Annotated in this window: 25 protein-coding genes; 17 read left to right on the top strand and 8 right to left on the bottom strand. The window is 69.6% G+C overall.

All coding sequences use genetic code 11. From position 1 onward, the window contains the following. Positions 1-94: 94 nt before the first annotated feature. Positions 95-1,708, bottom strand: coding sequence for a murein biosynthesis integral membrane protein MurJ (gene murJ, locus ACFRAL_RS02220; protein WP_336394022.1), 1,614 nt, complete (start codon positions 1,706-1,708; stop codon positions 95-97). Then, complete coding sequence (locus ACFRAL_RS02215; RefSeq protein WP_378879273.1) at positions 1,705-3,987, bottom strand: DUF6049 family protein; 2,283 nt, start codon at positions 3,985-3,987, stop codon at positions 1,705-1,707. Before ACFRAL_RS02215 ends, murJ begins: the two co-directional genes overlap by 4 nt. Before the next feature lie 163 nt (positions 3,988-4,150). Between ACFRAL_RS02215 and ACFRAL_RS02210 the strand changes: the two genes are divergently transcribed. From ACFRAL_RS02210 to ACFRAL_RS02195, 4 genes are all read left to right on the top strand, one after another. Beyond that, a complete protein-coding gene (locus ACFRAL_RS02210) occupies positions 4,151-5,680 on the top strand; it encodes a methyltransferase (RefSeq protein ID WP_378879270.1) in 1,530 nt (509 codons plus the stop codon). A gap of 40 nt (positions 5,681-5,720) precedes the next feature. Next, positions 5,721-7,148 (top strand): CCA tRNA nucleotidyltransferase, encoded by a 1,428-nt coding sequence (locus tag ACFRAL_RS02205; RefSeq protein WP_378879267.1) that lies wholly within the window; start codon positions 5,721-5,723, stop codon positions 7,146-7,148. Between the two features lie 61 nt (positions 7,149-7,209). After that, entirely contained in the window at positions 7,210-8,559 is a 1,350-nt protein-coding gene (locus tag ACFRAL_RS02200; protein WP_378879264.1) for a transcriptional regulator, read from the top strand. A 109-nt stretch (positions 8,560-8,668) separates the two neighbouring features. Continuing rightward, positions 8,669-10,219, top strand: coding sequence for an aldehyde dehydrogenase family protein (locus ACFRAL_RS02195; RefSeq protein WP_378879261.1), 1,551 nt, complete (start codon positions 8,669-8,671; stop codon positions 10,217-10,219). Between the two features lie 243 nt (positions 10,220-10,462). On the opposite strand, the gene ACFRAL_RS02190 is transcribed toward ACFRAL_RS02195, so the two are convergent. Then, positions 10,463-11,656, bottom strand: coding sequence for a hypothetical protein (locus ACFRAL_RS02190; RefSeq protein WP_336394028.1), 1,194 nt, complete (start codon positions 11,654-11,656; stop codon positions 10,463-10,465). Between the two features lie 89 nt (positions 11,657-11,745). Here ACFRAL_RS02190 and ACFRAL_RS02185 point away from each other — a divergent pair, with 89 nt between their 5' ends. The 5 genes from ACFRAL_RS02185 (at position 11,746) to rplI (ending at position 14,784) form a co-directional block, all read left to right on the top strand. Next, positions 11,746-12,945: an acyl-CoA dehydrogenase family protein gene (locus ACFRAL_RS02185; RefSeq protein WP_336394029.1), complete on the top strand. Its 1,200-nt coding sequence runs from the start codon at positions 11,746-11,748 to the stop codon at positions 12,943-12,945. A 149-nt stretch (positions 12,946-13,094) separates the two neighbouring features. Beyond that, complete coding sequence (gene rpsF / locus ACFRAL_RS02180) at positions 13,095-13,463, top strand: 30S ribosomal protein S6 (protein WP_336394032.1); 369 nt, start codon at positions 13,095-13,097, stop codon at positions 13,461-13,463. A 5-nt stretch (positions 13,464-13,468) separates the two neighbouring features. Continuing rightward, positions 13,469-13,999 carry a single-stranded DNA-binding protein gene (locus tag ACFRAL_RS02175; RefSeq protein WP_336394033.1) on the top strand — a complete coding sequence of 177 codons (531 nt, stop codon included), beginning with the start codon at positions 13,469-13,471 and terminating at the stop codon, positions 13,997-13,999. A gap of 66 nt (positions 14,000-14,065) precedes the next feature. Beyond that, complete coding sequence (gene rpsR, locus ACFRAL_RS02170) at positions 14,066-14,320, top strand: 30S ribosomal protein S18 (RefSeq protein ID WP_045301896.1); 255 nt, start codon at positions 14,066-14,068, stop codon at positions 14,318-14,320. Between the two features lie 11 nt (positions 14,321-14,331). After that, positions 14,332-14,784, top strand: a complete 453-nt coding sequence (gene rplI / locus ACFRAL_RS02165) for a 50S ribosomal protein L9 (protein WP_336394034.1) — start codon at positions 14,332-14,334, stop codon at positions 14,782-14,784. A gap of 336 nt (positions 14,785-15,120) precedes the next feature. On the opposite strand, the gene ACFRAL_RS02160 is transcribed toward rplI, so the two are convergent. Next, on the bottom strand, positions 15,121-16,473 hold the full coding sequence (locus ACFRAL_RS02160) for a chaplin family protein (protein WP_378879254.1): 1,353 nt from the start codon (positions 16,471-16,473) through the stop codon (positions 15,121-15,123). 117 nt (positions 16,474-16,590) lie between these two features. Further along, positions 16,591-17,571, bottom strand: a complete 981-nt coding sequence (locus tag ACFRAL_RS02155; protein WP_378879251.1) for a hypothetical protein — start codon at positions 17,569-17,571, stop codon at positions 16,591-16,593. 588 nt (positions 17,572-18,159) lie between these two features. Here ACFRAL_RS02155 and dnaB point away from each other — a divergent pair. Beyond that, positions 18,160-19,533: a replicative DNA helicase gene (gene dnaB / locus ACFRAL_RS02150; protein WP_336394039.1), complete on the top strand. Its 1,374-nt coding sequence runs from the start codon at positions 18,160-18,162 to the stop codon at positions 19,531-19,533. Positions 19,534-19,595: 62 nt separating this feature from the next. Here the strand turns inward: dnaB and ACFRAL_RS02145 are convergent, their stop codons facing one another. Further along, the gene (locus tag ACFRAL_RS02145) at positions 19,596-20,126 is read right to left on the bottom strand and encodes a putative immunity protein (RefSeq protein WP_378879248.1); all 531 of its coding nucleotides are present in this window, start codon (positions 20,124-20,126) and stop codon (positions 19,596-19,598) included. After that, positions 20,126-20,566 (bottom strand): DUF6194 family protein, encoded by a 441-nt coding sequence (locus tag ACFRAL_RS02140; RefSeq protein ID WP_378879245.1) that lies wholly within the window; start codon positions 20,564-20,566, stop codon positions 20,126-20,128. The genes ACFRAL_RS02145 and ACFRAL_RS02140 overlap by 1 nt, the downstream gene beginning before the upstream one ends. Positions 20,567-20,654: 88 nt before the next feature. Between ACFRAL_RS02140 and ACFRAL_RS02135 the strand changes: the two genes are divergently transcribed. The 4 genes from ACFRAL_RS02135 (at position 20,655) to ACFRAL_RS02120 (ending at position 23,619) form a co-directional block, all read left to right on the top strand. Then, positions 20,655-21,362, top strand: coding sequence for a MerR family transcriptional regulator (locus tag ACFRAL_RS02135; protein WP_378879243.1), 708 nt, complete (start codon positions 20,655-20,657; stop codon positions 21,360-21,362). 231 nt (positions 21,363-21,593) lie between these two features. Further along, positions 21,594-21,818 carry a hypothetical protein gene (locus ACFRAL_RS02130; RefSeq protein WP_378879241.1) on the top strand — a complete coding sequence of 75 codons (225 nt, stop codon included), beginning with the start codon at positions 21,594-21,596 and terminating at the stop codon, positions 21,816-21,818. A gap of 120 nt (positions 21,819-21,938) precedes the next feature. Then, a complete protein-coding gene (locus ACFRAL_RS02125; protein ID WP_336394044.1) occupies positions 21,939-22,355 on the top strand; it encodes a hypothetical protein in 417 nt (138 codons plus the stop codon). 361 nt (positions 22,356-22,716) lie between these two features. Then, positions 22,717-23,619 carry an Abi family protein gene (locus ACFRAL_RS02120; RefSeq protein WP_378879238.1) on the top strand — a complete coding sequence of 301 codons (903 nt, stop codon included), beginning with the start codon at positions 22,717-22,719 and terminating at the stop codon, positions 23,617-23,619. 118 nt (positions 23,620-23,737) lie between these two features. Here the strand turns inward: ACFRAL_RS02120 and ACFRAL_RS02115 are convergent, their stop codons facing one another. Beyond that, entirely contained in the window at positions 23,738-23,866 is a 129-nt protein-coding gene (locus tag ACFRAL_RS02115) for a hypothetical protein (RefSeq protein ID WP_378879235.1), read from the bottom strand. A 77-nt stretch (positions 23,867-23,943) separates the two neighbouring features. On the opposite strand from ACFRAL_RS02115, the gene ACFRAL_RS02110 reads away from it, so the two are divergent. The 3 genes from ACFRAL_RS02110 (at position 23,944) to ACFRAL_RS02100 (ending at position 26,016) form a co-directional block, all read left to right on the top strand. Beyond that, positions 23,944-24,213, top strand: coding sequence for a hypothetical protein (locus ACFRAL_RS02110; protein WP_378879233.1), 270 nt, complete (start codon positions 23,944-23,946; stop codon positions 24,211-24,213). 346 nt (positions 24,214-24,559) lie between these two features. Beyond that, entirely contained in the window at positions 24,560-25,543 is a 984-nt protein-coding gene (locus ACFRAL_RS02105; protein ID WP_378879231.1) for an ABC-three component system protein, read from the top strand. Next, positions 25,540-26,016, top strand: coding sequence for an ABC-three component system middle component 2 (locus ACFRAL_RS02100; RefSeq protein WP_378879229.1), 477 nt, complete (start codon positions 25,540-25,542; stop codon positions 26,014-26,016). Before ACFRAL_RS02105 ends, ACFRAL_RS02100 begins: the two co-directional genes overlap by 4 nt. Position 26,017: the final 1 nt, after the last annotated feature.

The raw sequence follows: 26,017 nt of genomic DNA, 5'->3' as shown, positions 1-26,017 counted from the left end.
ATGCCTCAACACATGGTAACCGCGTGGCATTCCGCGCCCTCCCCCTTGCCGACGCGGCGCGACACGTCTACACCGGCCGGAGGCGCAGGGTGTCTCAGCCGCGCCCCGGCAGGAACCGTCGGACCAGGCCCACGGCCACGGACAGCTCGGGCGCGCGCAGCAGCGCCAGGAATCCCGCGTAGACCACGAGGACGACGACCCCGATGATCGCCGCACCGACGGCGCCGAGCACCTTGTCGGCGACGGTCCACCCGTCCACACCCCCCAGCAGCTGGAAGGTGAGCCAGCCGGCGCCGGCGGCCGGAACGGCGGCCAGCGCGAACCGGCCGAGCGACAGCATCCAGGATCCCACCCGGATGCCTCCGAGCCGGCGGTGCAGGAGCCACGTCGCGACGATCACCTGCACGACGCTCGCCAGCGACTGCCCGAGCGCGACGGCCGCCGTCAGCCGGGAGGCCGGCAGCACGCCCGCGGTGAACGCCCACAGCGCCCCCCACGCGGTGAGCACGACGAGCGTGCACTGCAGGATCGTGAAGAGGAACGGCGTGCGGGTGTCGTCGTAGGCGTAGAACGTGCGCTGCACCACGAACAGCACGGCGAGCGGGATGAGGCTGATGAGGTAGCACAGCAGGACCGCGGATGCCGCGACCGCCTCGTCCGGACTGTCGGTGAAGATGCGGGATGCCGGGATGGCCGCGACTCCGAGCGCCGCCGTGGCACCCACCACGAAGAGCCCGAGGGTGCGGATGCTGCGGCCGATGTCACCCCGGACGTCCTCGTCGCGTCCCGCCGCGGCGTGCTCGCTGAGCTGGGTGAAGTACGGCGTCCCGATCGAGAGCACGATGATCGAGTACGGGAGCATGAACAGCAGCCAGGCGTTGCCGGCCACGAAGACGCCGGGGTCGCCTTCGGGGATGCGCGACATCACCTGCGACTGCACGATGCCGGCGAGCTGGCCCGCGAGCACCATGAGGAAGGTCCAGCCGGCCAGCCGGCCGATCTGGCCGAGCCCGACGCCGCGCCACCCGAAGTCGGGTCGCACGTGCAGGCCCGTCTTGCGCCAGAACGCGAACAGGATCGCGGTCTGCACGACGATGCCGAGGGTCGCGGTGCCCGCGAGCACCGCGATCATCACGGGCGTCCACTGCGTGGAGCTCCCGGCCGGGCCGAACAGCCAGATGAAGGCCACGAAGCCGGCGATGGAGACGAGGTTGTTGACGATCGGCGCCCACGTGTACGGCCCGTAGACCCGTCGCGCGTTGAGGGATTCGCCGACGAGCGCGAACAGCCCGTAGAAGAGGATCTGCGGCAGGCACCAGTAGGCGAAGGCGGTCGCCAGCGCCTGCTGCTCGGGAGGGAACGCCGGCGCGTAGAGCGCGACCAGCCAGGGCGCCGCCGCGGTCGCCACCAGCGTCGTGCCGAGGAGCACCACGGTGCCGAGGGTGAACAGCTTGGAGACGAAAGCCCGCCCGCCGTCGTCATGGGCGGCGGCCTTGACGATCTGCGGCACGACGACGGCGCTCAGAAGACCCGTCGAGATGATGGCGTAGATGTTGTTGGGCAGCTGGTTCGCGACGGCGAAGGCGTTGCCGCCCGCCGTGGTCGCGCCCACCGCCGACACCAGGACGACCGCGCGGAGGAAGCCCGTCAGGCGCGACACGACCGTGCCCGCGCCGATGAGCACACTCGCGCGCCCTATCCCGCTCACGGCTTCGTCTCCTCGCGGGGCTGCGGCTCTTCCACCGCGCCGTCGGGGCCGGGCTCCGCCGCGACGGCGGTGTCGGCCGGGACGGCGGTGTCGGCCGCGACGGCGGTGTCGGCCGCGACGGCGGTGTCGGCATCCGTCCCGCGCCGGCGCCGACGCACGCGGAGCACCGTGCGGACGATCCCCATGATCAGCAGCGCTCCGACGAGCACGGCGAGGGCCCCGATGCCGACGCCCTCCCAGTCGGCCCACACGTTGACCTCGACCGACTCGGGCTCGCCGATCGCGACGAAGGCCGGGCTGCGCAGCTGCAGCGTGAGGGTGACCTCGCCGCGTCCCACCCGCGCCTGCACCGGGACCTCCACGCGCGTGTTGCTCTGCGCGGTGGCGACGACGGGCGTCTCGTTCTGCACGTCGAGCCGCAGGTTGTCGCGTGTCGTGTAGAGCACGAGGTTGACGGGATACGGCAGGTCGTTGCGCACCCAGAAGCGCAGCGAGGCGTTCGATCCGTAGAGGTCGTTCGGAACCGTGGGGAGCAGCGCGACCGACCCGAGCGTCGTCCTGGTCTGCTCGCGGTGCTCGGCGATGGCGGCGGCCCAGTCGGGGTCGCCGACCCAGGCGACGCCGAGGAGCTGGAGGATCTCGTTGCGCTCCGGGCCGTTGAGCAGTGAGGGCTCGTCCAGGATGGTCGCGAACCGGCCGAGCTCGCCCTCGTCGGCGACGAGGGTCGCCGCGGCCGCCGCGCGCTCGGTGGACGGCTCGACGCCGGTCAGCGCGATCTCGTCCGAGGCGCTCGTGGTCACCGCCGGCAGGCTGCGGGGCAGCACATCGGGCGCGGTGACGGCGGCGGAGATCGCCGCCTCCATCCCCACGCGCGAGCGGCCGTCGCCGCGGCCGAGGGTGACCAGCACGGGACCCTGCGTATCGGCCGTGGCGAACGCGAGGTAGGCGGTGGCGGCCGACAGCGGTGCGCCGCGCAGCCAGGACTCCTCGCTGCGCGACGCCTCGTCGAGCGCCGTCGAGACGTCGCTGTCGTAGACGAGCACCTCGGACTCGCCGACGACGCCGTGGGCGGCGACGGTGCGCCCGGCGGCTCCCGGCTCGGTCGTCGCGGACGGGATCACCGTGATCGAGGGCACGCCGCCGTCGGTCGGGATCTCGCCGAGCTGCGCCACGACGTCGGCGTCGGCGGTGCCGTCGGCCGGCCAGTAGACGCCAGCTCGTGCGGCGGGCCCGATGTCCAGGAGCTCATCGGTGCTCGGCAGCGCTGGTCCCGGCGGCGCGGTCGGCGTCGGACTCGCGGCGGTAGGGTCGCCGGGCGTCGGTGTCGGCGTGGGGGTCGGGCTGGGGGTGACGTCCGCGAAGTCCGACGGGGACATGTAGGCCCGGAACGACGTGGGCGCCAGGAGGCGGGGGAGGTCGGCCTGCAGCTGGGGGGTGACGTCCGCGTCGCCGAACTGCAGCGCGAAGCGGGAGTTCTGCATGCTCTCGAGCTCGGCGAGCCACTCCGCGGCCGACTCGGGCGCCGACGTTCCGAGCACGCGGATCGAGGCGGGCACCGCCGGATCGACCGCGAGGATCGCCTGGGTGCCTCGCACGGCGTCGAGCTGATCGGTCAGACTGCCCTCGGGGCCGGTCAGCACCGCCAGCTCATCGGCCGTCAACAGCCCTGCGCGGAGGGGGCCGGCGGTGATGGGGACGATCACGCCGAGTCCGACGTCGGCCGCCTCGGCCGGGGGCACGATCATGACGCTCACCGAGGTCACGGTGCCGGAGGCGTCCTCGTACGACGCCGAGAGGGGGTAGACGCCCGGGGCGCGGTCCGCGATTGCCGGATCGTCCGCCGGGACCGTCACCCCGCGCACCTGGAACGACCCGGACGCCACGATCCCGGTCGAGGTCGTCGCGATCGGCTGCAGCGAGGGATCCGGCGCACCCTCGAGCCACCTCGTGAGCGCGGTGCGGTCGGTCAGCGGAGCGGTGCCGAGCGAGAGCGTGACGTCGACCGGCGCCAGGTCGGCGGCCGTGCCGTTCTGCAGCGAGATCGAGACGCTCAGCGACTCGCCGGCTCGCACGACGCCGTTCGCAAGCGGAGAGAGCGTGAACGCCGTCGTCCCGGGCGGCACGGCCGACGTGGGGGTGGGCGTGGGCTCGGGGGACGGTGCGGCGAGGGACGGGGCCGGCAGCAGGAGGGTCGCGAGCACGGCCAGCGCGGCGACGGCGGCGGTCACGAGGCGCTGTGCGCGGCGAGGCGTGCGCCGCAGTGCTCGCGGTTGGGTCACGATCATCCTGTCGGGGGTTCGCTCCTGTGCGATGTCCTGACCGCACGATCGACTGCGATTCTACGGTCCGCGCCTCCGAGCCCGCCGGATGCCGGGCCGCACCGGCGTCACGTGCCGCGGACGTCGGCACGACGGCGGCCCGCTCGCGCGGTTGAATGGTCGGATGCTGCGCGAACCGGATCCCGCCCGCTGCCGCGACCTCGCCGCCGACCTGCGCGACGCGGGGTTCACCGCCGAGGCGCTGCGGGATGCGTGGGGGCAGGCCGCGGATGACGCGATCGCGCGGGGGCTGCGCTCGCCGGCGTCGCGCGGGCTGGGGGACCGCGAGGATCCGCTGGCCGTGCTGGGCAGGCTTCTGGTGCTCGGGATGCCGCAGGCCGCGGCATCCGTCGATCGTGCACTCGTCCGCACCGGCGCCGAGGGCCTGACCCGGCTGGGGCTCGCGTCGGCGGAGGGCGGCGAGGTGCGCCCGCTGGCGCTGGTGCGGCCGCAGTCGTACGCCGACGAGACGGGATCCGGGCATTGGTGGGTCGCGAGCGATCTCGACGAGGCGGCGCTCGGCGGGCCGCTCCCCGAGGACCACGTGCTCGGGGTGGGCGGCGCGTCGCTGACCCTGGCGGGCCTGCAGCTGCCCACGCCGGCGGCGCGGGGACTGGACATCGGCGCCGGATGCGGCATCCAGGCGCTGCGCGCCCGCGCCCACGTCGACCACGTCGTCGCCACCGACATCTCTGCGCGCGCCCTCGCGTTCACGCGGCTGAACGCGCTGCTCAACGGCGTGGACGGCATCGAGGTGCGGCAGGGAAGCCTGTTCGCGCCGGTCGAGGGGGAGCTGTTCGACCGGGTCGTGTCCAATCCGCCCTTCGTCATCACGCCGCGCGTCGCCGATGTGCCGGCGTACGAGTACCGCGACGGCGGCATGGTGGGCGACGACCTCGTGGCGGCCTTCGTCTCAGGGGTGGGCCGCCACCTCGCACCCGGCGGTGTCGCACAGCTGCTGGGCAACTGGGAGACCCGCGACCGCATCGCGGGCCTGGACCGCGTGCGCGGGTGGATCGAGTCCTCGCCCGTGCCGCTGGACGCCTGGGTCGTGGAGCGCGAGCGACTGGACCCGCTGTCGTACGCCGAGCTCTGGGTGCGCGACGGCGGGACGCTTCCCGGCACGCCGGGCTTCGCGCGCCTCGTCGATGCGTGGCTCGACGACTTCGGCGCGCGCGGCGTGACCGAGGTGGGCTTCGGTTACCTTCTCCTGCGGCGGCCGCTCGACGGCGTGCCGACCCTCTCCCGGTACGAGACGCTCCACGCCGCGCTCGCCGGCGACGGCCTCGGCGCTCACCTCGCGGCGGCGCTCGACGCGCACGACCGCCTCGGCACCCTCGACGACGCCGCGCTCGCGGCATCCGTCCTCCTGGTGGCGCCCGATGTCACCGAGGCCCGCCACCACCTCCCCGGCGCTGACGACCCCACGATCATCGAGCTGCGGCAGGGCGGCGGGTTCGGGCGGGCTCTCGGGGTCGACCCCGGTCTCGCCGCACTCGTCGGCGCGTGCGACGGGGACCTGCCCGTCGGGGTGCTGATCGACGCGATCGCCGAGCTGCTCGAGGTCGACGCCGGCGCCCTGCGCGCGGATCTGCTGCCGCGCGTGCGCGAGCTGCTGTTCACGGGCTTCCTGCGGTTCGTCCCCGGCGGCTGACCGCGCGGCGGGAGAGGACGCGCTCGGTAGGCTGGAACCCATGCTCAACATGGCCGAGGGCATCGCGCGCCTCGGCGCGCTCGCCGAATCCCCCGTCGTCGCCGCGCTCGCCCGTGCCTTCTCCGACGCCGGGTTCGACCTCGCCATCGTCGGCGGGCCCGTGCGCGACGCGCTGCTGGGCCGCACCACCAACGACCTCGACTTCACCACCGATGCGCGGCCGGATGACATCCTGCGGATCGTCACCCCCGTGTCGACGGCGCAGTGGGACATCGGCCGCGCGTTCGGCACGATCGGTGCGCGCGTGCACGGCGAACAGGTCGAGATCACCACGTACCGCGCCGACAGCTACGACGGCGTCACCCGCAAGCCCACGGTCGAGTTCGGCGACACGATCGACGGCGACCTCCTGCGTCGCGACTTCACCGTGAACGCGATGGCGCTGCACGTGCCCGGCCAGACGCTCATCGACCCGACGGGCGGCGTCGAGGATCTGGTGCGCGGCGTGCTGCGGACGCCGACCGATCCCCACGTCAGCTTCGGCGACGATCCGCTGCGCATGCTCCGCGCGGCGCGCTTCGCGTCGCAGCTGGGCTTCGAGGTCGACGACGCCACCGTGTCGGCCATGGCCGAGCTGCGCCAGACGCTCGAGATCGTGAGCCCCGAGCGCATCCAGGGCGAGCTGGCGCGCCTGCTGGCGACCGACGACCCGGTGCGCGGCATCCGCCTGCTCGTGCAGACCGGTCTCATGAACGAGTTCCTTCCCGAGGTCCCGGCGCTGCAGCTCGAGGTGGACGAGCACCACCACCACAAGGACGTCTACGAGCATTCGCTGACGGTGCTGCGGCAGGCCATCGATCTGGAGAAGACACGGCATCCGGATGCCGCGCCCGACGTGCCGCTGCGGCTGGCGGCGCTCCTCCACGACATCGGCAAGCCGGCGACGCGGCGCCTCGAGCCCGGCGGCGGGGTGACGTTCTACCACCACGACATCAAGGGCGCCCGGATGGCGCGCAAGCGGCTTCAGGCGCTGCGCTTCGACTCGGCCACCATCGCTGCCGTGACCCGGCTCATCGAGCTGCACCTGCGCTTCTTCGGCTACTCCGAGGGCGCGTGGACCGACTCCGCCGTGCGCCGGTACGTGCGCGACGCGGACGCCGAGCTCGAGCGTCTCCACATCCTCACGCGGGCGGACGTCACCACCCGGAACGTCAAGAAGGCGACACGGCTGGCCCGCGCGTACGACGACATCGAGCGCCGCATCGACGAGCTCGCCGCGCAGGAGGAGCTCGAGGCGATGCGTCCCGAGCTCGACGGCAACCGCATCCAGCAGGTGCTGGGCATCAGCCCGGGCCGCGAGGTCGGCGAGGCGTACCGCTTCCTGCTCGACCTGCGGCTGGACGAGGGGATCGTGGGCGAGGACGAGGCCGAGCGGCGCCTGCGGGAATGGTGGGCCGCGCGGGCCTGAACCGGCGGTCGACCCTGCCCCTACACTGGACGCACGCTCCCCGACGTCGATCGGAGCCGCCGTGTCCTCACCGTGGTCGCAGCGACGGGAGGTGTCGCCCGAGACCTCACGCCTGCTCATCGAGCGCGCCCATGAGGAGCTCGTCGCCGGCAATGCGGGAGACGAGCGCCTGCGCGACGTCCGCGCCCTCGTGCGCGAGTCGTGGCGCCGCTCGCTCGAGGGCCTGGTCGCGGCGGAGGCCCTCCCGCCGCTCGATCTGACGGCCGACGAGCTCGAGGCCTACCGGCGCGCCCACCCGCTCGCCGGGGTGATCGACATGGTGCGCGGGCTGCTGCTGCCCGGCGAGGCATCCGAATCGGGCGTCGTCGTGGCCGTGGGCGATGCGGCGGGACGGCTGCTGTGGGTGGAGGGCGACCGGCACGTCCGCAGCCTCACCGGAGCGATGGGCTTCGTCGAAGGCGCGAACTGGTCGGAGGACGCGGTGGGCACCGCCGCGCCCGGGACGGCGCTCACGCTCGGCCGGTCGGTGCAGATCAGCGGCGCGGAGCACTTCAACCGGCTGGTGCAGCCGTGGTCGTGCACGGCGGCGCCCGTCCACGACCCCGAGACGCGCCGCATCCTCGGCGTCATCGACGTCACCGGGGGTGTGGAGGCGGTGACCCCGCAGGCCCAGCTCCTCGTGGACGCGACGGCCCGCGCCATCGAGGGAGAGCTGCTGGTGGCACGCCTGCGCGAGCGCGCGGCCGTTCGACACGCTCCCGAATCGACGCGGGGGGCCCGCCGCACGCCGACACGGCGCCCTGAGCCGACGCGGGCGACCCTCCGCGTGCTCGGGCGGGATCGGGCGCTGCTCGAGGTGGTCGGCGAGGGTGTCCAGACCCTGTCGGAGCTCGGCCCCCGGCACGCCGAGCTGCTGCTCATGCTCGCCGTGCACCGGCAGGGCCTGTCGGCCGAGCGCCTCGGCGAACTCGTCTACGGCGATCGGGAGGGCTCGGTGACGCTCCGTGCCGAGATGGTGCGGCTGCGCAGGGCGCTCGCGCAGACAGCTCCCGCCCTCGTGCCCGAATCCCGCCCGTACCGGCTCGGCGTCGAGGTCGAGACCGACGCCCACCAGGTGCTGTCGCTCCTCGATCGCGGCGCGCACCGGGTCGCCCTCGCGGCATACCGCGGCGACGTGCTCCCCGACTCGGTCGCGCCCGGTGTGGAGGAGTTCCGCGAGACCGTCCGCACGGCGCTGCGCGAGGCGCTGATGGCGGAGGCGTCCGTCGACGTCCTGCTCGCGTTCGCCGAGACGGATGCCGCCGCCGGCGACGTCGAGCTGCTGCGGCTCTGCCTCTCGATGCTGCCTCCCCGCTCTCCCCGGCGCGCGGGGCTGGTCGCCCGCATCGAGAAGCTCGAGTCCGACGAGTAGCCGCCCGCGACGGCCTGCTCGGGGTCGCGCAACGTTGTGCAACCTGGCCCGGCCTACCTTCGACCCATCGCGACGACGACCGTCGCGGACAGCGTCGAAGGAGACCATCATGACCATCGTCGAAGAGGGCGTCTCGAGCATCTACGCCGCTCCCGGGCAGCGCGGCTCGATCGCCGACTACCGCCCCCGCTACGGCCACTACATCGGCGGGGAGTGGGTCGAGCCGATCAAGGGCCAGTACTTCGAGAACATCAGCCCCGTCAACGGCAAGCCGTTCACCGAGGTCGGCCGCGGCACGGTCGAGGACATCGACCGCGCGGTGGACGTCGCGTACAAGGCGTTCGAGTCGTGGAAGCGCACGACGCCCGCCGAGCGCGCCGTGATCCTCAACAAGATCGCCGACCGCATCGAGCAGAACCTCGAACGGATCGCCGTCGCCGAGACCTGGGAGAACGGCAAGCCGGTGCGCGAGACCCTGGCCGCCGACATCCCGCTCGCCGTCGACCACTTCCGCTACTTCGCCGGCGTCCTGCGGGCGCAGGAGGGCTCGCTCAGCCAGCTCGACGAAGACACGGTGGCGTACCACTTCCACGAGCCGCTCGGGGTGGTGGGCCAGATCATCCCGTGGAACTTCCCCATCCTGATGGCCACGTGGAAGCTCGCTCCCGCGCTCGCCGCGGGCAACTGCGTCGTCCTGAAGCCCGCCGAGCAGACACCGGCGTCGATCCTCTTCCTCTTCGACATCATCGGCGACCTGCTCCCCGCGGGCGTCGTGAACATCGTGAACGGCTTCGGCATCGAGGCGGGCGCGCCGCTCGCGCAGCACAAGCGCATCCGCAAGGTCGCCTTCACCGGCGAGACCACGACGGGCCGGCTCATCATGCAGTACGCGTCGCAGAACCTCATCCCGGTGACGCTCGAGCTCGGCGGCAAGAGCGCGAACGTCTTCTTCGAGGACGTCGCCCGCTCCACTGACGACGGCTACTACGACAAGGCGCTCGAGGGCTTCACCTTCTTCGCGCTCAACCAGGGTGAGGTGTGCACCTGCCCGTCGCGCGCCCTCATCCAGCGCTCGATCTACGACCGCTTCCTCGGCGACGGCCTCGAGCGCGTGTCGAAGATCGTGCAGGGCAACCCGCTGGACCCCGCGACGATGATCGGCGCTCAGGCGTCCAACGACCAGTTGGACAAGATCCTGAGCTACATCGACATCGGCAAGCAGGGTGGCGCGAAGCTGCTCGCCGGCGGTGAGCGCGTGGACCTCGGCGGCGACCTCTCGGACGGCTTCTACGTCGCCCCCACGGTGTTCGAGGGCACCAACGACATGCGCATCTTCCAGGAGGAGATCTTCGGTCCCGTCGTCTCGGTCACGTCGTTCGACGACTTCGACGACGCCATCTCGATCGCCAACGACACCCTCTACGGCCTCGGTGCGGGGGTGTGGAGCCGCTCGGGCGACACCGCGTACCGCGCCGGACGCGCGATCGAGGCCGGCCGCGTCTGGACGAACACGTACCACCAGTACCCCGCGCACGCGGCGTTCGGCGGCTACAAGCAGTCCGGCATCGGGCGCGAGAACCACCTCAAGATGCTCGACCACTACCAGCAGACGAAGAACCTGCTGGTGTCGTATGCCGACGGGGCGATGGGCTTCTTCTGATCCTCCCCGCAGACCCGGGCGGAGCGCCCCACGCCCGCCCGGGTCGTCCCGGCGGCATATTCGTCACCGGCCTTCCGGCCCGGCCCCCGTCGAGATCGCGGTTTCTCGGCGAACGACCACGTCATCGGCGCCGATAGCGTGCGATCTCGCCGAGTACGCGGTTACTCGGCGTTGACGAAGGACGCGCGAATGTCCTGCTCGGTGAATGCGTGCATGATTCCTTGCTTCCGGGAGGCCCGTGATTCAGGGGAAGAACGAGCCGCCGAGGCGGGAGAGGATCCACAGCACCACGACGACACCGCCGACGACGATCGACACCCACGGGATCCCGCGCTGCAGACGGCGTCCCTCGGGGGCGACGCCCGGCGGCGGCCGCAGCGACTCGAGCGGGGGCGTGAAGGGAACGGCGGATGCCGCGCCGGCGTGGTCCGCGCCGCCCGCGGCGGTCGCAGCGCCCTGGGTCGAGGCATCCGCCGCCAGGCGCTCGTCCCGCCACCGCGCCCACTGCGCGAGCTTGTCCAGCAGCGCGCCGACCACCGAGAACAGCCACGCCCACGTGGCGGGGTCGAGAGTCGAGAAGTCGCGCTTGGCGTACAGGAAGAGCCAGTCGTCGACGATCTCGACGTCGAGCGCGGCGGCGTTGTCGATGAAGCGCGCCATGATGTCGGGCGTGAAGAGGTAGAGGGCGTCGCGCTCGTAGTCCGCGGGGCAGTAGAGCGCGAAGTAGCGGTCGAAGTCGCCCTCGAGACTGAGGCGCTGGTCGCGGTCGATCGTCATCGGCAGGTTCGAGCCGAACAGCGAGTTGTTGCTCGTCGCGTCCAGCACGATGTGCGGCAGCGGGGTGTCGAGCTTGACCGCGACGTAGCCCCAGTGGTGGGTCTGCCGGTTCTTGCCCGAGCCGGTCGTGTAGCGGTGATTCCCGAACTCGACGAAGCGGGGGACGTCGCCGCGGATGAGGTCCCTCGCCTGCCGTGAGCTGCCGATCGAGAAGATCATGCCCGGCAGGCCGGGGCCGTCCAGCGCCGGCAGGTACGTCATCCCGTTGGCGCGCGCGAACCGGTCGAACCGGTACATGCGCTCCTGCCTGCCGCGGGTGCCGCGGACGAAGAGCGTGATCGCGAGGGCGGCGATCACGCCCAGCACGATCAGGGGGAACAGCGCGAACAGCACGCCCAGTCCGCCACCGCCGCTGATGCCCGACGACAGCGCCCCCACGACGGTCGACACGATCGTCAGCGCGACCGAGCCGAACACGATGAGGAAGACGGCGCCGAGGACGATGGCGACGAACGGGCTGCTCCCCGATCCCGGGAGCCGGCCGGTGCGGCGAAGCTCGTCGGCGAAGGCGCGGGGTGCGCCGTGCGGCACGGGCTCCACGAGCGGACGCGCATCGAAGGGATACGTCGTCGCCGAGCGGGCAGCGGAGGGATCGCTCACCCGACCACGGTACCGGCGGCCGGGTCCAGTCCAGGGTTCTGCACGCCCGCGCCCGGGAAGGCATGATCGGAGGGACGCGAGGAGGCGCCATGACCGATGCCCGCAGGGACCCCGACGACCTCGACGCGCTGCGCGAGGCATCCGACATCCTCGGCATCGACGCACTGCTCAGCGCCGAGGAGCGGTCGGCCCGCGACCGCGTGCGCGCGTTCGTCGACGACGAGATCCGCCCTCACATCGCCGACTGGTTCGACCGCGCCCACTTCCCCGTCGAGCTCGCCCCGGCCCTCGGGCGGCTGGGCGTGCTCGGCATGGAGCTGGAGGGGTACGGATGCCCCGGCCGCAGCGCCGTCGAGTACGGCCTGGCCGCGCTCGAGCTCGAGGCGGGTGACTCCGGCATCCGCACCTTCGTCTCGGTGCAGGGCTCGCTGGCGATGGGGTCGATCCACCGCTGGGGCAGCGCCGAGCAGAAGGAGCAGTGGCTGCCGGCGATGGCCGCCGGCGAGGTGATCGGCAGCTTCGGCCTCACCGAGCCCACCGCCGGCTCCGACCCGTCGAGCATGAAGACGTTCGCCCGTCGTGACGGCGGCGACTGGATCATCACCGGGGCGAAGCGATGGATCGGGCTGGCCTCGGTCGCCCGGCTCGCGGTCGTGTGGGCGCAGACCGACGACGGCGTCCGCGGCTTCCTCGTGCCGACCGACGCGCCCGGCTTCGAGGTGACGGTGCTCGCGCCGAAGGGCTCGATGCGCGCCTCCGTGCAGACCGAGCTCCGCCTGGACGGCGTGCGGGTGGAGGCATCCGCTCTGCTTCCGGGTGCGCGCGGACTGCGCGGGCCGTTCTCGGCGCTGAACGACGCGCGCTACGGCATCGTGTGGGGTGCGCTGGGCGCCGCGCGCGACAGCTACGAGGCGGCGCTGCGGCACGCGTTGCGAAGGGAGCAGTTCGGCCGGCCGATCGCCGGCTTCCAGCTCACGCAGCGCAAGCTCGTGGACATGGTGGTCGAGCTGCAGAAGGGTGCGCTGCTCGCGCTCCACATCGGACGGGCGAAGGATGCCGGCACCCTGACGCCCACGCAGGTCTCGCTGGGCAAGCTCAACAACGTGCGGGAGGCGATCGAGATCGCCAGGGAGGCGCGGACGATCCTCGGCGGCGACGGCGTGCTGCTCGAGCACTCGCCGATCCGCCACGCCGCCAACCTGGAGTCGGTGCGCACCTATGAGGGGACCGACGAGGTGCACACCCTCGTGCTCGGACAGCACCTCACGGGACTCGGCGCCTTCCGCTGAACCGGCGATTCGGCGACGGTTGCGGCATCCGGTACCATTGGAGGGTTGTCCGCACGCGTTCTATACGCGGGAAGCCGGATGACGTGCAACACACCCTCCTGCTGCCGGGAAATGCCCGGCAGCCGTTCTAGTCCGAAGGAGGTGGGTTAGTGACGCACCAGTACGAACTCATGGTCATTCTGAACCCTGAGATCGACGAGCGCCAGGTCGGCGCCAACCTCGAGAAGTTCCTGAAGGTCATCACGACCGACGGCGGGACCATCGAGAACGTCGACATCTGGGGCAAGCGCCGTCTTGCGTACGAGATCCAGAAGAAGAACGAGGGCATCTACGCCGTCGTCAACTTCACGGCGACCGCCGCGACCACGCAGGAGCTCGATCGCCAGCTGAACCTCAGCGAGCAGATCATGCGCACCAAGGTCCTCCGCGCCGAGGAAGCGATCGCCATGATCGCCTCCGAGAAGCAGCGTGCCGACGAGCGCGCCGCCCGCAAGAGCGCCAAGGCTGCGAAGGCCTGAGGAACATGGCCGGCGAGACGATCATCACCGTCGTGGGGAACCTCACGGCAGATCCCGAGCTGCGTTACACGCAGAACGGCCTCCCCGTCGCGAACTTCACGATCGCGTCGACGCCGCGCAACTTCGACCGTCAGGCCAACGAGTGGAAGGACGGCGAAGCACTGTTCCTCCGCGCGAGCGTGTGGCGTGAGTTCGCCGAGCACGTGGCCGGCTCGCTGACCAAGGGCATGCGGGTCATCGCGACCGGCCGGCTGAAGCAGCGCAGCTACCAGGACCGCGAGGGCAACAACCGCACCGCGATCGAGCTCGAGGTCGACGAGATCGGCCCGTCGCTGCGCTACGCGACCGCACAGGTCACCCGCGCTGCGGGCGGCTCCGGTGGCGGCGGCAGCTTCGGCGGTGGCGGCGGCCAGTCCCGTCCGGCGCAGGTCGCCGACGAGCCGTGGTCGACGCCCGGTTCGTCCAACGCCGGCGGTGCCGGTGGCGGCGATGCCTGGGCCGCCCCGGGCGCCTACGGCGACGACACCCCGTTCTGATCTCAGAAGAAGATTCCGGATGCCTCGTGACGAGGCATCCGATCAAGAAAACGTAAAGGAAGCACCATGGCTGGAAAGGCAACCGGCGACCGCCGGAAGCCGCGGAAGGGCGCGAAGAACGCGGCCCCCGCGAAGGCGATCCGTGTCGGTCTCATCGACTACAAGGACGTCGCGACTCTTCGCAAGTTCATCTCGGAGCGTGGCAAGATCCGCGCCCGTCGTATCACCGGTGTCTCGGTGCAGGAGCAGCGTCTGATCGCCAAGGCGATCAAGAACGCGCGCGAGATGGCGCTCCTGCCCTACGCCGGCGCTGGCCGCTAAGGAGTACCGACATGGCAAAGCTCATTCTCACGAACGAGGTGGCCGGGCTCGGTAGCGCCGGTGACGTGGTCGAGGTCAAGAACGGGTACGCCCGCAACTACCTCATCCCCCAGGGCTTCGCGGTCGCATGGACCCGCGGTGGCGAGAAGCAGGTGGCGTCGATCCGCGCCGCCCGCGAGTCGCGCGCGATCCACGACCACGAAGAGGCTGTGGCTCTCAAGAACAACCTCGAGACCAACAAGGTGCGCCTCGCCGTCAAGGCCGGCGCCGAGGGTCGCCTGTTCGGTGCGGTCAAGACCGCCGACGTCGCGGACGCGGTCAAGGCCGCGGGTCTCGGTGACCTCGACAAGCGCAAGATCCACATCACCTCGCCGATCAAGTCGACGGGCGAGCACGAGGCGACGGTCCGTCTTCGCGACGACCTCACCGCCGTGATCACCCTGCAGGTGGTCCCCGCCAAGTAAGCCTCGGCTTTCGAAGCGACACACGGATGCCGCGGACCTTCGGGTCCGCGGCATCCGTCGTCTCCGGGGGGAGTCCGACGCGGATGCCGCGAGCCCCCCGGTTCACGGCATCCGCGCGTGGCATCTCCGCCGAGATGACGGTCCCGAACCGTCGATCGCGGCGGAGATGGTCGTGCTCCGCGGCCCGTGGCGTCCGGTCCAGGCAGCGCCGGACTCCACGGGCCGGGAGATCGTGGTGGTCTGGGGGGTGCGGGAGGGCTGCTGGGGACAGCCCTCCCGCTGCTCACGCGGGTCGAGGCAAGGGGCGTCTGGGGAACGTCGACTTGCCCCGTCGACTCACGCGGAGCGGCGCCGCGAAGCGCGCGCGATGGCGCCCGCTGCCAGGAGGGAAAGACCCAGCAGCAGGAACGGCATCGCGCCCGATCCTCCTGTCGCGGCGAGCTGTGCGACCGTGCCGGCCGACGCGTTCGAGCCGGTCATGCCGTCCGACGCGGTCGGGCCGACCATGCCGCCCGATCCGCCGTCGCCCGGGGTTCCGTCGTGACCCGGGTTCCCCGGCGTGCCAGGGTCGGTGGGGTCGGTCGGGTCCGTCGGATCGGTGGGGTCGGTCGGGTCCGTGGGATCGGTCGGATCGGTGGGGTCGGTCGGGTCCGTGGGATCCGTCGGAACGACCGGGCCGGTGGTGGAGCTGTCGCCGATCACCGAGACGGCGTTGCCGCCGATGACGACGGGCAGCGAGATCGGCGCGAGCACCTGCGTGCCGCCGAGGAGCGATCCGTCGCCCGCGGTGCCGCCGACGACCGCACCGCCGCCCGTGCCCGGCGTCGTGGTGGCGCCGGTCGAGCTGCTGTCTCCGATGACCGAGACGGCGTTGCCGCCGGCGGTGATCGGGGCGGTGACCGGTGCGACGACCTGGGTGCCGCCGAGGACCGAGTCCTCGCCGCCGGTCCAGGCGTCCGTGCCGCTCGAGCTGCTCGGCGCGGGCGACGCGGTGGTCGCTCCCTCGCTCGAACTGTTGCCGACGACCGAGATCGCGTTGCCGCCGGCGGTGATCGGGGCGGTGACCGGTGCGACGACCTGGGTGCCGCCGAGGATCGAGTCCTCGCCGCCGGTCCAGGCGTCCGTGCCGCTCGAGCTGCTCGGTGCGGGCGACGCTGTGGTCGCTCCCTCGCTCGAGCTGTCGCCGATGACCGAGATCGCGTTGCCCGAGACCGTGACGGGCGCGGCGACCGAGGCGACTCCCTGCGTCCCCGAGAGGATGCCGTCGTCGCCGGACGTCTCGGCCGCAGCAGGCTGAGCAGCCGGTGCGGGTGCGGTCGTGGCATCCGACGACTCACTGTCGCCGGCTACCGACACCGCATTGCCGACGACGGTCACCGGCACGTTCACCGAGACGAGCGCCTGCGTGCCCGACGCGGCGCCGTCCTGGCCGCCTGTCGTCGCGTCCGCGGGTGCGGGATCCGACGTGGGAGCGGCGGCGGTGCTGCCGTCGCTGTGGGAGTCGCCGATGACCGACAGCGACGTGCCGCTGACGGTGACCGGGAGTGTGACGTCGATGACGGCCTGGCTGCCAGAGAGCAGCCCGTCGTCACCGGTGGTCTCGGCCGCGGTCGCGGCCGTGGCGCCGAGCAGCGTGATGCCGCCGGCGAGAAGCGTGCCCCACAGGGCGCGCTTGCAGAAAGTACGCATTGGTGTTCCCCTTTGTGATCGATCGGATGCAGCGCGCGAAGAGGCGCCGCTCAGCGCGGGAGGCGCGCTGAATCTCTGCCGCACTGCGCTCGTGAGAGCGAGGCGGCGGAGAGCCGATCAGTCGGGGGAGACGTCGGTGGAACCGGCGGGCGCCGGCGGTGCGTGATCGTCCTCGGGACCTGCTCGGCGCACCCAGGCACGGTGTGCGGCGAGTGGAACGAGGGCGATGAACGCCCAGGCGCCGGGACCCGCACCACCGGGTCCCGCGGAGGTGGAGGGCAGGCAGAGCCCGCCCGGAGAGCTGGAGGGCCCGCTCGCGCTGAGCGCGGCGGACGAGACGTACAGCGCTTCCGCCGCAACAGCGGAGGCGACGGATGCCGCAGCCCAGGCGGTATGCAAGGCCGCTGCGGCGGTGGCGGAGGCGCTCGCAAGGAGCGTGACGGCGCCGCCCGCGATGGTGGGCGTCTCGCTCGGCCAGGCGCTGTCGGCGGGGTCCGAGAGTCCCGGCAGACCCGGCGTGCCGGGGGTCGAGGGGAGTTCGCCGACGGGCGGCAGACCGACCGTCGTGCCCGTCTCGACGACCGCGCCCACGAGGTCGTCGAGCGTCTCATCGACCGTGTCGCCGAGGTCGGTGACGGCGTCGTCGAGGCCGACGGCGGTGGCGAGGTCGCCGACCACGGGCACGGCGGTGACGACGTCGACCACGGGCTCGGTGATGCCGCTGACGACGCCACCCGACACCGCGTCCGAGACCGGCTGAGCGACGGTCGTGACCGCCGAGCCGACGACGTGCACGACCTGGCTCACCGGCTCCTGCACGGGCTCCGGCGTCGAGGCGACGACCGTGTTGACGGCGGTCGTCGCGCCTGTCGTGACGGTCGAGACCGTCTGGGTCACCGTCGCCGCTGTCGTGTCGACGGCGGCCGTCACGGTTCCGAGTGCACCCCCGAGCAGTCCCCCGTCGTCGGTCTCATCCGCCTGCGCGTGTCCCAGCCCGAAGCCGAGGACCAGTGAGAGGACGATCCAGGCGAACGCGGACACGGTCCCGATGAGGGCCAGCCGCACGATCCTCGGCAGCTGCGAGGTTGCGATCTCCACGTTCACCTCCCACGACGAAAGAGCCGCACGTTCCGGACGGATCGTGCGTGAGGGTGCCTGGATTAGAGAGGCTAGCGCGCGAGTGATGCGCTGTCCAGAGGATTCTCGAGCGGGTTGCGACCTGCTCATTTTGAGTGTGAGGGCTGTTGCGAGCGGGCCGGAATTGTGCACAGGGCGCCGCCGGAGACTCAACCTTCAACCCTGACTTCAAGCACGTCTCTCTCCACAGGTTGTGAATGAAGCACATCCAGGTCACACGCGCTTTCCACGCCGGATCTGAAGGAATGACGCGAGGTTGTCCACAGGGGTTCTGCACAACTGCGACGGCGTTTCGCGCAGGCTTTCCACACAGTTATCCACAGGCGCTGTTGCGAGTGTCGGAGGGGATCCATAGCGTTGGGGGCGGCCCATTCGGGAACGCGTGTCGCACGGCTGGGGGCAGTGTGACAGCCGGCGCAGTGCGACGCGAAGGTGAGCGGAAGAGGGCGTTCCGCTGCGCGTTCGTGCGTTGTCGGCGCGCCCGCGCCCACAGCACCAGACGACGAACAACGATGACCGTGACCGAACGGCAGGGAGGACGCGCAGCGTATGTCGATCGCCGACATCTCCGAAGAGCGCATGGGGGGTCCCCGCGACTTCGAGCGCACTCCCCCGCACGATGTGCTGGCGGAGCAGAGCGCGCTCGGCGGAATGCTGCTGTCGAAGGACGCGGTCGCCGACGTCATCGAGACGCTGCGCGGCGCCGACTTCTACATCCCGAAGCACGAGCTGATCTTCGAGGCGATCCTCACCCTCTACTCGCACGGCGAGCCCACCGACGTGGTCGCCGTCACCGATGAGCTCATCAAGACGGGCGAGCTGCAGCGCGCGGGCGGCGCCGACTACCTCCACACCCTGACGTCGATCGTCCCGACGGCCGCGAATGCCGGGTACTACGCCTCGATCGTCTCTGAGCGCGCCCTGCTGCGTCGTCTGGTCGAGGCCGGCACCCGCATCGTGCAGATGGGGTACTCCGGCCAGGGTGAGGCGCTCGACCTCGTCAACAACGCACAGGCCGAGATCTACTCGGTCACGGGGGCCGAGCAGGCCGAAGACTACGTGCCGCTCACGATCGCGGTCGACGCCGCAGTCGAAGAAATCGAGGCCGCACGCGGGCGCGATGGCCAGATGACCGGCATCCCGACCGGCTTCTCGGGTCTCGACCAGCTGACCAACGGCCTGCACCCGGGGCAGATGATCATCATCGCGGCGCGACCGGCGATGGGTAAGTCGACGCTGGCGCTCGACTTCGCGCGGTCGGCGGCCGTCAAGCACGACATGCCCACGATCTTCTTCTCGCTCGAGATGGGGCGCAGCGAGATCGCGATGCGCCTGCTCAGCGCCGAGGGAGCGATCCCCCTGCAGTCCATGCGCAAGGGCACGCTCGACTCGCGCGACTGGACGACCGTGGCCGCGACGCGCGGCCGCATCAACGATGCCCCGCTGTACATCGACGACAGCCCCAACATGACGCTCGTCGAGATCCGCGCGAAGTGCCGCAGGCTCAAGCAGCGCGCGGGCCTGAAGCTCGTCGTCATCGACTACCTCCAGCTCATGACGTCGGGCAAGCGGGTCGAGTCGCGTCAGCAGGAGGTGTCGGAGTTCTCACGAGCACTCAAGCTGCTCGCGAAGGAGCTCGGCGTCCCGGTCATCGCGCTCTCGCAGCTGAACCGTGGCGCCGAGCAGCGCGCCGACAAGAAGCCCGCGCTGTCCGACCTGCGTGAGTCGGGCTCGATCGAGCAGGACGCCGACATGGTCGTGCTCCTGCACCGCGAGGCCGCCTACGAGAAGGACTCGCCGCGCGCCGGCGAGGCCGACCTCATCGTCGCCAAGCACCGCAACGGCCCGACCGACACCATCACCGTCGCGTTCCAGGGCCACTTCTCGCGCTTCACCGACATGGCCCCGGGCGACTTCGGGTAGGTGAATCTCGCGCTAACGTCTCCAATTCTCAATGCAGACGTCCTGATCGGCGCGGGGAGGGACTACGCCAGACCAGCTTGGATGGCGCGGATGTTCGCTGCGAGGACGCCTCGACTGAGGAGACCAGGCCCGAGCGGGCCACTCGTGTCCTGACCGAGCAGCGGAAGCTGTCGTAGTGCGGTCTTGGCTTCCGGGCTCAGGTGGTTGAGCTGCCAGCAGATCTCTGCTCGGACTGCGTCCATCTGATCGGGTTTCGACAAGCCCACAGCTTTCGCCGCGTATGCGGCGGCCCCGAGGGCATGCGCGCCCATGTGGGCCACGCCGGCGGCTTGCGCCGCTGCGCGCGCGGCCGCGATGGCCTGCGGGCTCGCGACCTCGTGCGCAGCGCGTCCCGCAACGAAGCGGCGACGGATCTCACCCGCGGCACCGAGCTCGCCGCGCGCGAATGCCCGCGTGCGAGCGATCGCATCGCGTGGCCGCGAGTCGTCGGGCGACTCCGACTCGAAGATCGCGAGGACTCGTTCGGCGCAGTCAGCCGCCCACGATGCCCCGATCCGGCGATCAGCCTCGCTCAACGCCTGCGGCGATCCCATCACGCGCTGCCAGCACGACGAGATGCGCGAGCTCGTGCAGCCTCATGCGCGTCGTGCAGCAGCGAGATCACGTGCTCCGACGTCGCGGACGCCGGATTCACCACCGACACCCATCCGGCCGCCCCGTACAGAGGGTGCGAGACGAACACGTCGGCGTCGGCGGGGCTCGCACCGTCATCCGCGATCTGCGGTGCGCGATCGCGTCCGACGTGGATGTTCACGCGGAACCGACCAGACTCGTCCAATCTCGATTCCTCGTCATCGGGATAGTTCTTCGTCACGATCGTCCCGTACGGCTGCGTCCGCTCCGGCATCGCTCCATCCGGGGCGTAGTAGAAGAACGCGTCACCCCACGCCACCTCCGGCGAACCGCTCCCCTCTCCGGGGATGACCACGAGCACACCCTCGAAGCCGCTGACGGCATCGACAATCTCCTTCATCTCCATCCTTCCATCGTCACGTTGAAGTGCTTATGTGGACCTTGGCGAGATGGGAGCATGCATGCCAGCCAAAAAGTCTCAAGAGACGATGTTCACGACGGCCGCGGTCGCTCGAATGGTCGGCTATTCCACACAGCAAGTTCGCGACCTCGAACGGCTCGGAGTGCTCCCCGCCGCCGAGCGCACCCCCAACGGATACCGCTGTTACCAGGCGCGCCACATCGTCGCGCTCCGCGCCTATCGCGCACTGGTCGCCGCGATCGGATCCGTGCCGGCGCGACAGATGATGCCCACGCTGGTGCACGGCACCCTCGAAGCCGCTGCAGAGAAGATCGATGACCTGCACGCCCTGCTGGCGCGCAGTCGTGAACACGTCCGCGAAGCTAGCCGCGGTCTCCAGGCGGTTCTCGCCGACACCACACTCGTCTTCGACGACCGCGACTCCATGACGATCAGCGAGCTCGCGGACGCCCTCGGTGTCCGCTCGTCGGCGCTGCGCCACTGGGAGCATGAAGGCCTCGTCAACCCGGATCGGATCGGTCAGTCGCAGACCCGTCGATACAACGCTCGAGCGATCACGGAGGCACGTATCGTCGCAGCGCTCCGAAGCGGCGGACACCGCATCCCACCGATATCGCGCGTACTCGCCCAGCTTCGCGAGCACGGACTGACGTCAGAGGCTCAGGCGCTTCTCGACGAGCGGCTGTCGGATCTCAGTCACCGCAGCGTCGCGCTGCTCGCCGCATCAGGACAACTCCACGCACTCCTCAGCGATCGACAGCAGACTGCCGCGTGAAGGTGGCAGTCGGCACGGGGATGGCCGTCGCACAACCGGCCGAGGAGTCCCGTCTGACAAGACCGTGATGTCGCGGTTGGCGTGCCCCTGCGGGCATCTTCATCGGGCGGGGTAAACGGGCCTCACCGATTCGAGCGCCTGCGAGACTCCTTGAGGCCGGGACACGGCGCGGTTGGACCGACGAACGCGCTGTTCCACCTCCCCAACCGCTAGACGCTCGGGACTCCGGTGATGGATGCCGGCGATATGACCGATCGTGATCGTTCCCTGTCTTGGCGGGTTGCAGCGGTGGTCGGCAGGACACTCGCGAAGGCGCTTGGCTTCTTCCTCTCGGTCGTCAAGTTCTTCTCGGTCGTCAAATTCTTCTCGGTCGTCAAACCGCCCGAGCAGATGAATGCCCAGACGATGCTTCCGCCAGAGGCCTTTCCGCCCCGCGCGGACGAATATCGGCCCTAGAGCAGACGAGGTCAAACGCCTCACGCGCTCGAGGACCCTCAACCGACACCAACGACCGGCATGAGAGCGGCCAAAGAGCTCGGCCGCTTCACTGTCGGGGATCGGCGCTAGCGTCGATTCGTGATCGAGATTGCCCGAACCCGCCGCACGTCTAGTGCCTCGGCATCGCTGTTCTTCGAGCGCTGGTGCGCGATCGAAACACACCCCGAGTGGGCGCCGAGCATGGAGTATTTCAAGCTGTCAGAGCCCTTCGGATTGGGCGCCCGCGGAGTCCTGAAAGCGGTCGGTGGTCAAGAGTCACCGTTCCGCGTCACGACAGTGGGGCCGGGCTTTGTCTATGCCGACACCACCGAACTCGATGGGGCGGAGTTGACCGTGCACCACGAGGCCGTCGAGGGGCTCGACGGTACTGAGGTCACACTGTCTGCATGGCTCGACGGGCCAGCCGAAGCGCAACTGGCAAGGGGAATGTCTGCCGAGGTTCAGCACAGCCTGGAGCACGACCTGGCCGCGCTCGCAGCGCTACTCGAGGGCTAGCATCAGTCGGCGAGCCAGGCGTTAGTGCCTGCGCACGCGGAGACACGATCGAACGAGCGCTGCTTGGTTCCTGAGCGCGCAGGAGACCGTCTCCGGTTGCCCGTTCGCGGACCGCCATTCGCACGCTGATCGATCGTCGGTGCGCTCGACGACTGGTTGTCGCGTCGTGCGCCACTCAGCGCCACTTCCTCGCGGACTGACCCTCAGGGTGGCGCTGTGACGGAGCGAACGTGGAACGTAGAGGATGCTTGGGAACTCCGCTTTGAGATTGCATCTCCGTGACCAGCTGCCATAGGATGTAGTCAACATTCGGACCCACTCGGCGCAAGCTGGGTGGGTTCTTCGTTTCGGGGAGCAGCAGTTGAAGAGCTGGATTGACCTCAACGCGCAGGTGCAGAAGCATCTAGACCGGGGGCTCGACCTGGCCGACGTTCCGCGTCAGCGGTTTGCCATGTTCCTCTACTCGAGCAACTACTACCGCGTAAGCGGATACGCGCGTTGCTTCTACGAGGCCGACGTAGATCGGTACCGCTCGGGGACAACGGCAAGCCGACTCATGGATGTCTACGACCTCGACCGTGCAGTTCGAAACTCAGTGCTCGACGGAGTCGGTGTCCTCGAACCGACGCTTCGAAGCAGAGTTGCCTTCCACGTCGCGAAGGTAGTCGGAGGCGGCGACGGGTACCTTGACGAGAGTCTCTATCTGCCGGATAGGGATGCGCCGGATCCCCAGGACGAGCCCGCTATGAGGCGTTGGCAGGCTCAGGTCAAGAATCGCGACAAGGTGCTGGCGAGCTTTCGTGACATTCAAGATCGAGACGAGATATTCATCCAGCACCACGTCAAGAACGGCGACCCTGTTCCGTTCTGGGCAGCAATCGAAGTCGTCTCGATCGGAACCTTCTCGCGCTTTCTGCGTGCGCTGCGTGACAAGAGCCTCCTAGCACCGGTAACCAAGTCACTCTCGCTCGAAGATGAGCGAAAGCTGCTGCAGGCGGTTCAGAACATTGCGTTCCTGCGAAACATCGCCGCGCACCACGGCCGGCTTTGGAACCGCAGATTCGACGGCCATGTCACGCTGCCGCAGGTAGCTCTCAGTGTGAAACGCCAGTACGTCTCGACCACGACTCCTGCCGCCGCGCTGACACTGCTTGCCGGCATGGTGGACCAGATCGAGGGACGCAGATCCTACTCAACAAGCTTGCTGGACCTGGTCCACTCGGTGCCAGATCTCTTGGATGGCTACTACCAACCAATCCTCTAGCCACGACGGCCGCTGGCGGTCGGGCGACCCCGGGACTGTCATCGCCGATGAGTTGAGCTGTCTCAGCGACCGCTCAACGACCGGTATCCGAGCGCTCTCGCGTGGATCGCGCAGCGGCTCAGGGCTTGCCTTCGTCGATCCACCTCGTGTGGGCCTTGAGCGCATGACCAACCCCAAGCCGCACTACAAAGTAGAGCGCGATGGCGATGATCGCGAGCCCTCCACCGTAGATAAGGAACAGCATCATCCACCCATCGAATCCAAAGAACATAGGTTGAATGTAGCGACATCGCACGTAGGCCGAGTCGACTGTGCCCAGGCACGGTGGACGACCCGCAATGGTGCGGCCGGCCGCCAGCCGCGCAGTCGGTCTATAGCGTCGCCCGAGAGAGGAACGAGACCTACTGCCTCGTCGAGGAAACCGACGGTTGGCATGTGTTCCACAGCGAGAGAGGCAATCGCAACAGCGAACGCGTCTTCGTGTCCGAGCCCGCGGCAAGCGACGAGTTGGTGCGGTTGGTGACCAACGACGGTGCGATTCAGCAGATAATCCAGACCGACACAGGCGCGGGTCGTCAACGACCGGGCGCCTGACGCTCGCAGGCGGACCGCGCCCGCACGCTGGCGGACCCGCTTGCGGGCATCGAGGCTCACTGTCTGGGCGGCGGCCAGATCGATTCGGCACCCATCTGATGGCCCCCCGACTGGATCGACTTTGCACCGCAAGCCGCGCTCGACGCGGGTGGAAGCGTCGATAGTCTTTCTCGATACGGTCAGAGCGCGTCTGGTGCGATTCGACCCCGAAATCGTCCGAGGGCAACGTCGAGGAGGACCATTGGCGAGTGAGCCAACGCCACGGGCGACGCTGTCAGATCTAGCGCGACCCAGTGCCGAGTTGCTCGGAGCGGGTGCCGGATCACCTGTTCCCCCGGCGCAGCGAGTGTACTTCTACGCGCCGGGCGATTGGGAAGAGTTCATTCTTGAGTGGGCGACGGCGCTTGGCGAGACGTACGTGCAGGTAAAGCGAATCGGTGGCGCTGGCGATCAAGGCATCGATGTGGCGGGTCTCCTGAGTGACCACGGATTTGAGGGAGAGTGGGACTGCTACCAGGCGAAGCACTACTCCGACGCCCTCACGCCGTCGACGGCGATCCCGGAGATATTCAAGATGTTCAGGCACGTCGCCGACGGCCACTACACCATGCCTCGCCGGTATGCGTTTGTCGCGCCGAAGGGCTGCGGACCGACACTTAATCGGCTCCTAAGCCATCCATCGGAAATGAAAGCAAAGGTTCTCGATGCTCTTAGCGACGGCTCGCCTGCCACCCGGGACCTCGCCCCTGACACGCTGCAAGCGCTCAAGTCGCTGATCCAGAAGACTGACTTCAAGATGTTCGTCGCCATCCAGCTGATCGAATTGATCGACGGACACGCGCGTACCAACTACCACGCCTTTCGCTTTGGAACCTCGCTTCCGCAACGCGATGCGCCCGCAGAACCGCCGCTCGAACTTGAAGCGCACGAGAGTCGTTATGTTGCGCAACTGGTTGAGGTCTACTCCGAGCTTGACCCGGACAACCCTCTGATGCCCGAGACCATTGCAGGACACGATGTGCACGGAGCGCACTTCAGACGCCAGCGCCAAGCGTTCTACAGCGCGGAGGCGCTCCGCGTATATGCCCGAGACTCGGTTCCCCCCGGCACCTTCGAGTCGCTCCTGGACGACGTGCATGCTGGAGTTGTCGAGATCGCGGAGGCACCCCATTCATCTGGTCGAGATCGCTTGACAGCAGTGTTGACGCATGCGACGCAAGTCCAGCTCGACTCGCATCGCTTGGTGTCCGTGACAGGCCCTGAGGACCGTAAGGGGCTGTGCCATCAGCTAGCAAATACAGACCGGCTTACCTGGGTGAGCAAGAAATGACCTCACAGCTTAATGGCCAACTTGAAGTCGGCCTTAGGGTTAGCGTCCTCCTCGCATCGGTGTTTCCACGGGGCTTGGACATCGGGAGGCTGGTACTCCTCGACTACGCACTACTGCACAGCGGGGATCTTGGAGGCCCGAGCAGCATCCACCCCCCGCTTCCGCTAAGGAGCGGCGAGCTCGGTATGAAGCGCGCTGTGATCTCGGCGGGTGCCGAACTGGCCTGCCGAGTCGGGCTCGCCGAAGCGAGCGCTGAAAGTGACGGAATCGTTCTGGTCGCCACCGAACGCGCGCCGGGGTTTTTGGGGTTGCTTCGCTCGCCCTACCTCCGCGAACTGTCTGATCGGGCAAAGTGGGTTTCCGATTCGTTTGGCGAGATCAGCGACCAAGCCATCCGCGAGCAGATGAGCGAGGTCTTTGGACATCGCGCGGAGGAGTTTCATTCGACGGATGAGAGCGGGGCCGGAATCTAGC

This window comes from Microbacterium sp. NPDC056736 (assembly GCF_042790415.1).
Classification (GTDB): Bacteria; Actinomycetota; Actinomycetes; order Actinomycetales; family Microbacteriaceae; genus Microbacterium.
The sequence above is the reverse complement of the archived record's forward strand: the minus strand, read 5'-3'. Positions and strand labels throughout refer to the sequence as shown.

What these genes read in the sequence shown, in the direction of transcription:
- ACFRAL_RS02210 (WP_378879270.1), top strand. Translation starts at nt 4,151, where the DNA reads ATGCTGCGCGAACCGGATCCCGCCCGCTGCCGCGACCTCGCCGCCGAC.
- ACFRAL_RS02205 (WP_378879267.1), top strand. Translation starts at nt 5,721, where the DNA reads ATGCTCAACATGGCCGAGGGCATCGCGCGCCTCGGCGCGCTCGCCGAA.
- ACFRAL_RS02195 (WP_378879261.1), top strand. Translation starts at nt 8,669, where the DNA reads ATGACCATCGTCGAAGAGGGCGTCTCGAGCATCTACGCCGCTCCCGGG.
- ACFRAL_RS02185 (WP_336394029.1), top strand. Translation starts at nt 11,746, where the DNA reads ATGACCGATGCCCGCAGGGACCCCGACGACCTCGACGCGCTGCGCGAG.
- ACFRAL_RS02175 (WP_336394033.1), top strand. Translation starts at nt 13,469, where the DNA reads ATGGCCGGCGAGACGATCATCACCGTCGTGGGGAACCTCACGGCAGAT.
- rpsR (WP_045301896.1), top strand. Translation starts at nt 14,066, where the DNA reads ATGGCTGGAAAGGCAACCGGCGACCGCCGGAAGCCGCGGAAGGGCGCG.
- rplI (WP_336394034.1), top strand. Translation starts at nt 14,332, where the DNA reads ATGGCAAAGCTCATTCTCACGAACGAGGTGGCCGGGCTCGGTAGCGCC.
- ACFRAL_RS02160 (WP_378879254.1), bottom strand. Translation starts at nt 16,473, where the DNA reads ATGCGTACTTTCTGCAAGCGCGCCCTGTGGGGCACGCTTCTCGCCGGC.
- dnaB (WP_336394039.1), top strand. Translation starts at nt 18,160, where the DNA reads ATGTCGATCGCCGACATCTCCGAAGAGCGCATGGGGGGTCCCCGCGAC.
- ACFRAL_RS02145 (WP_378879248.1), bottom strand. Translation starts at nt 20,126, where the DNA reads ATGGGATCGCCGCAGGCGTTGAGCGAGGCTGATCGCCGGATCGGGGCA.
- ACFRAL_RS02140 (WP_378879245.1), bottom strand. Translation starts at nt 20,566, where the DNA reads ATGAAGGAGATTGTCGATGCCGTCAGCGGCTTCGAGGGTGTGCTCGTG.
- ACFRAL_RS02135 (WP_378879243.1), top strand. Translation starts at nt 20,655, where the DNA reads ATGTTCACGACGGCCGCGGTCGCTCGAATGGTCGGCTATTCCACACAG.
- ACFRAL_RS02130 (WP_378879241.1), top strand. Translation starts at nt 21,594, where the DNA reads ATGGATGCCGGCGATATGACCGATCGTGATCGTTCCCTGTCTTGGCGG.
- ACFRAL_RS02115 (WP_378879235.1), bottom strand. Translation starts at nt 23,866, where the DNA reads ATGATGCTGTTCCTTATCTACGGTGGAGGGCTCGCGATCATCGCCATC.
- ACFRAL_RS02100 (WP_378879229.1), top strand. Translation starts at nt 25,540, where the DNA reads ATGACCTCACAGCTTAATGGCCAACTTGAAGTCGGCCTTAGGGTTAGC.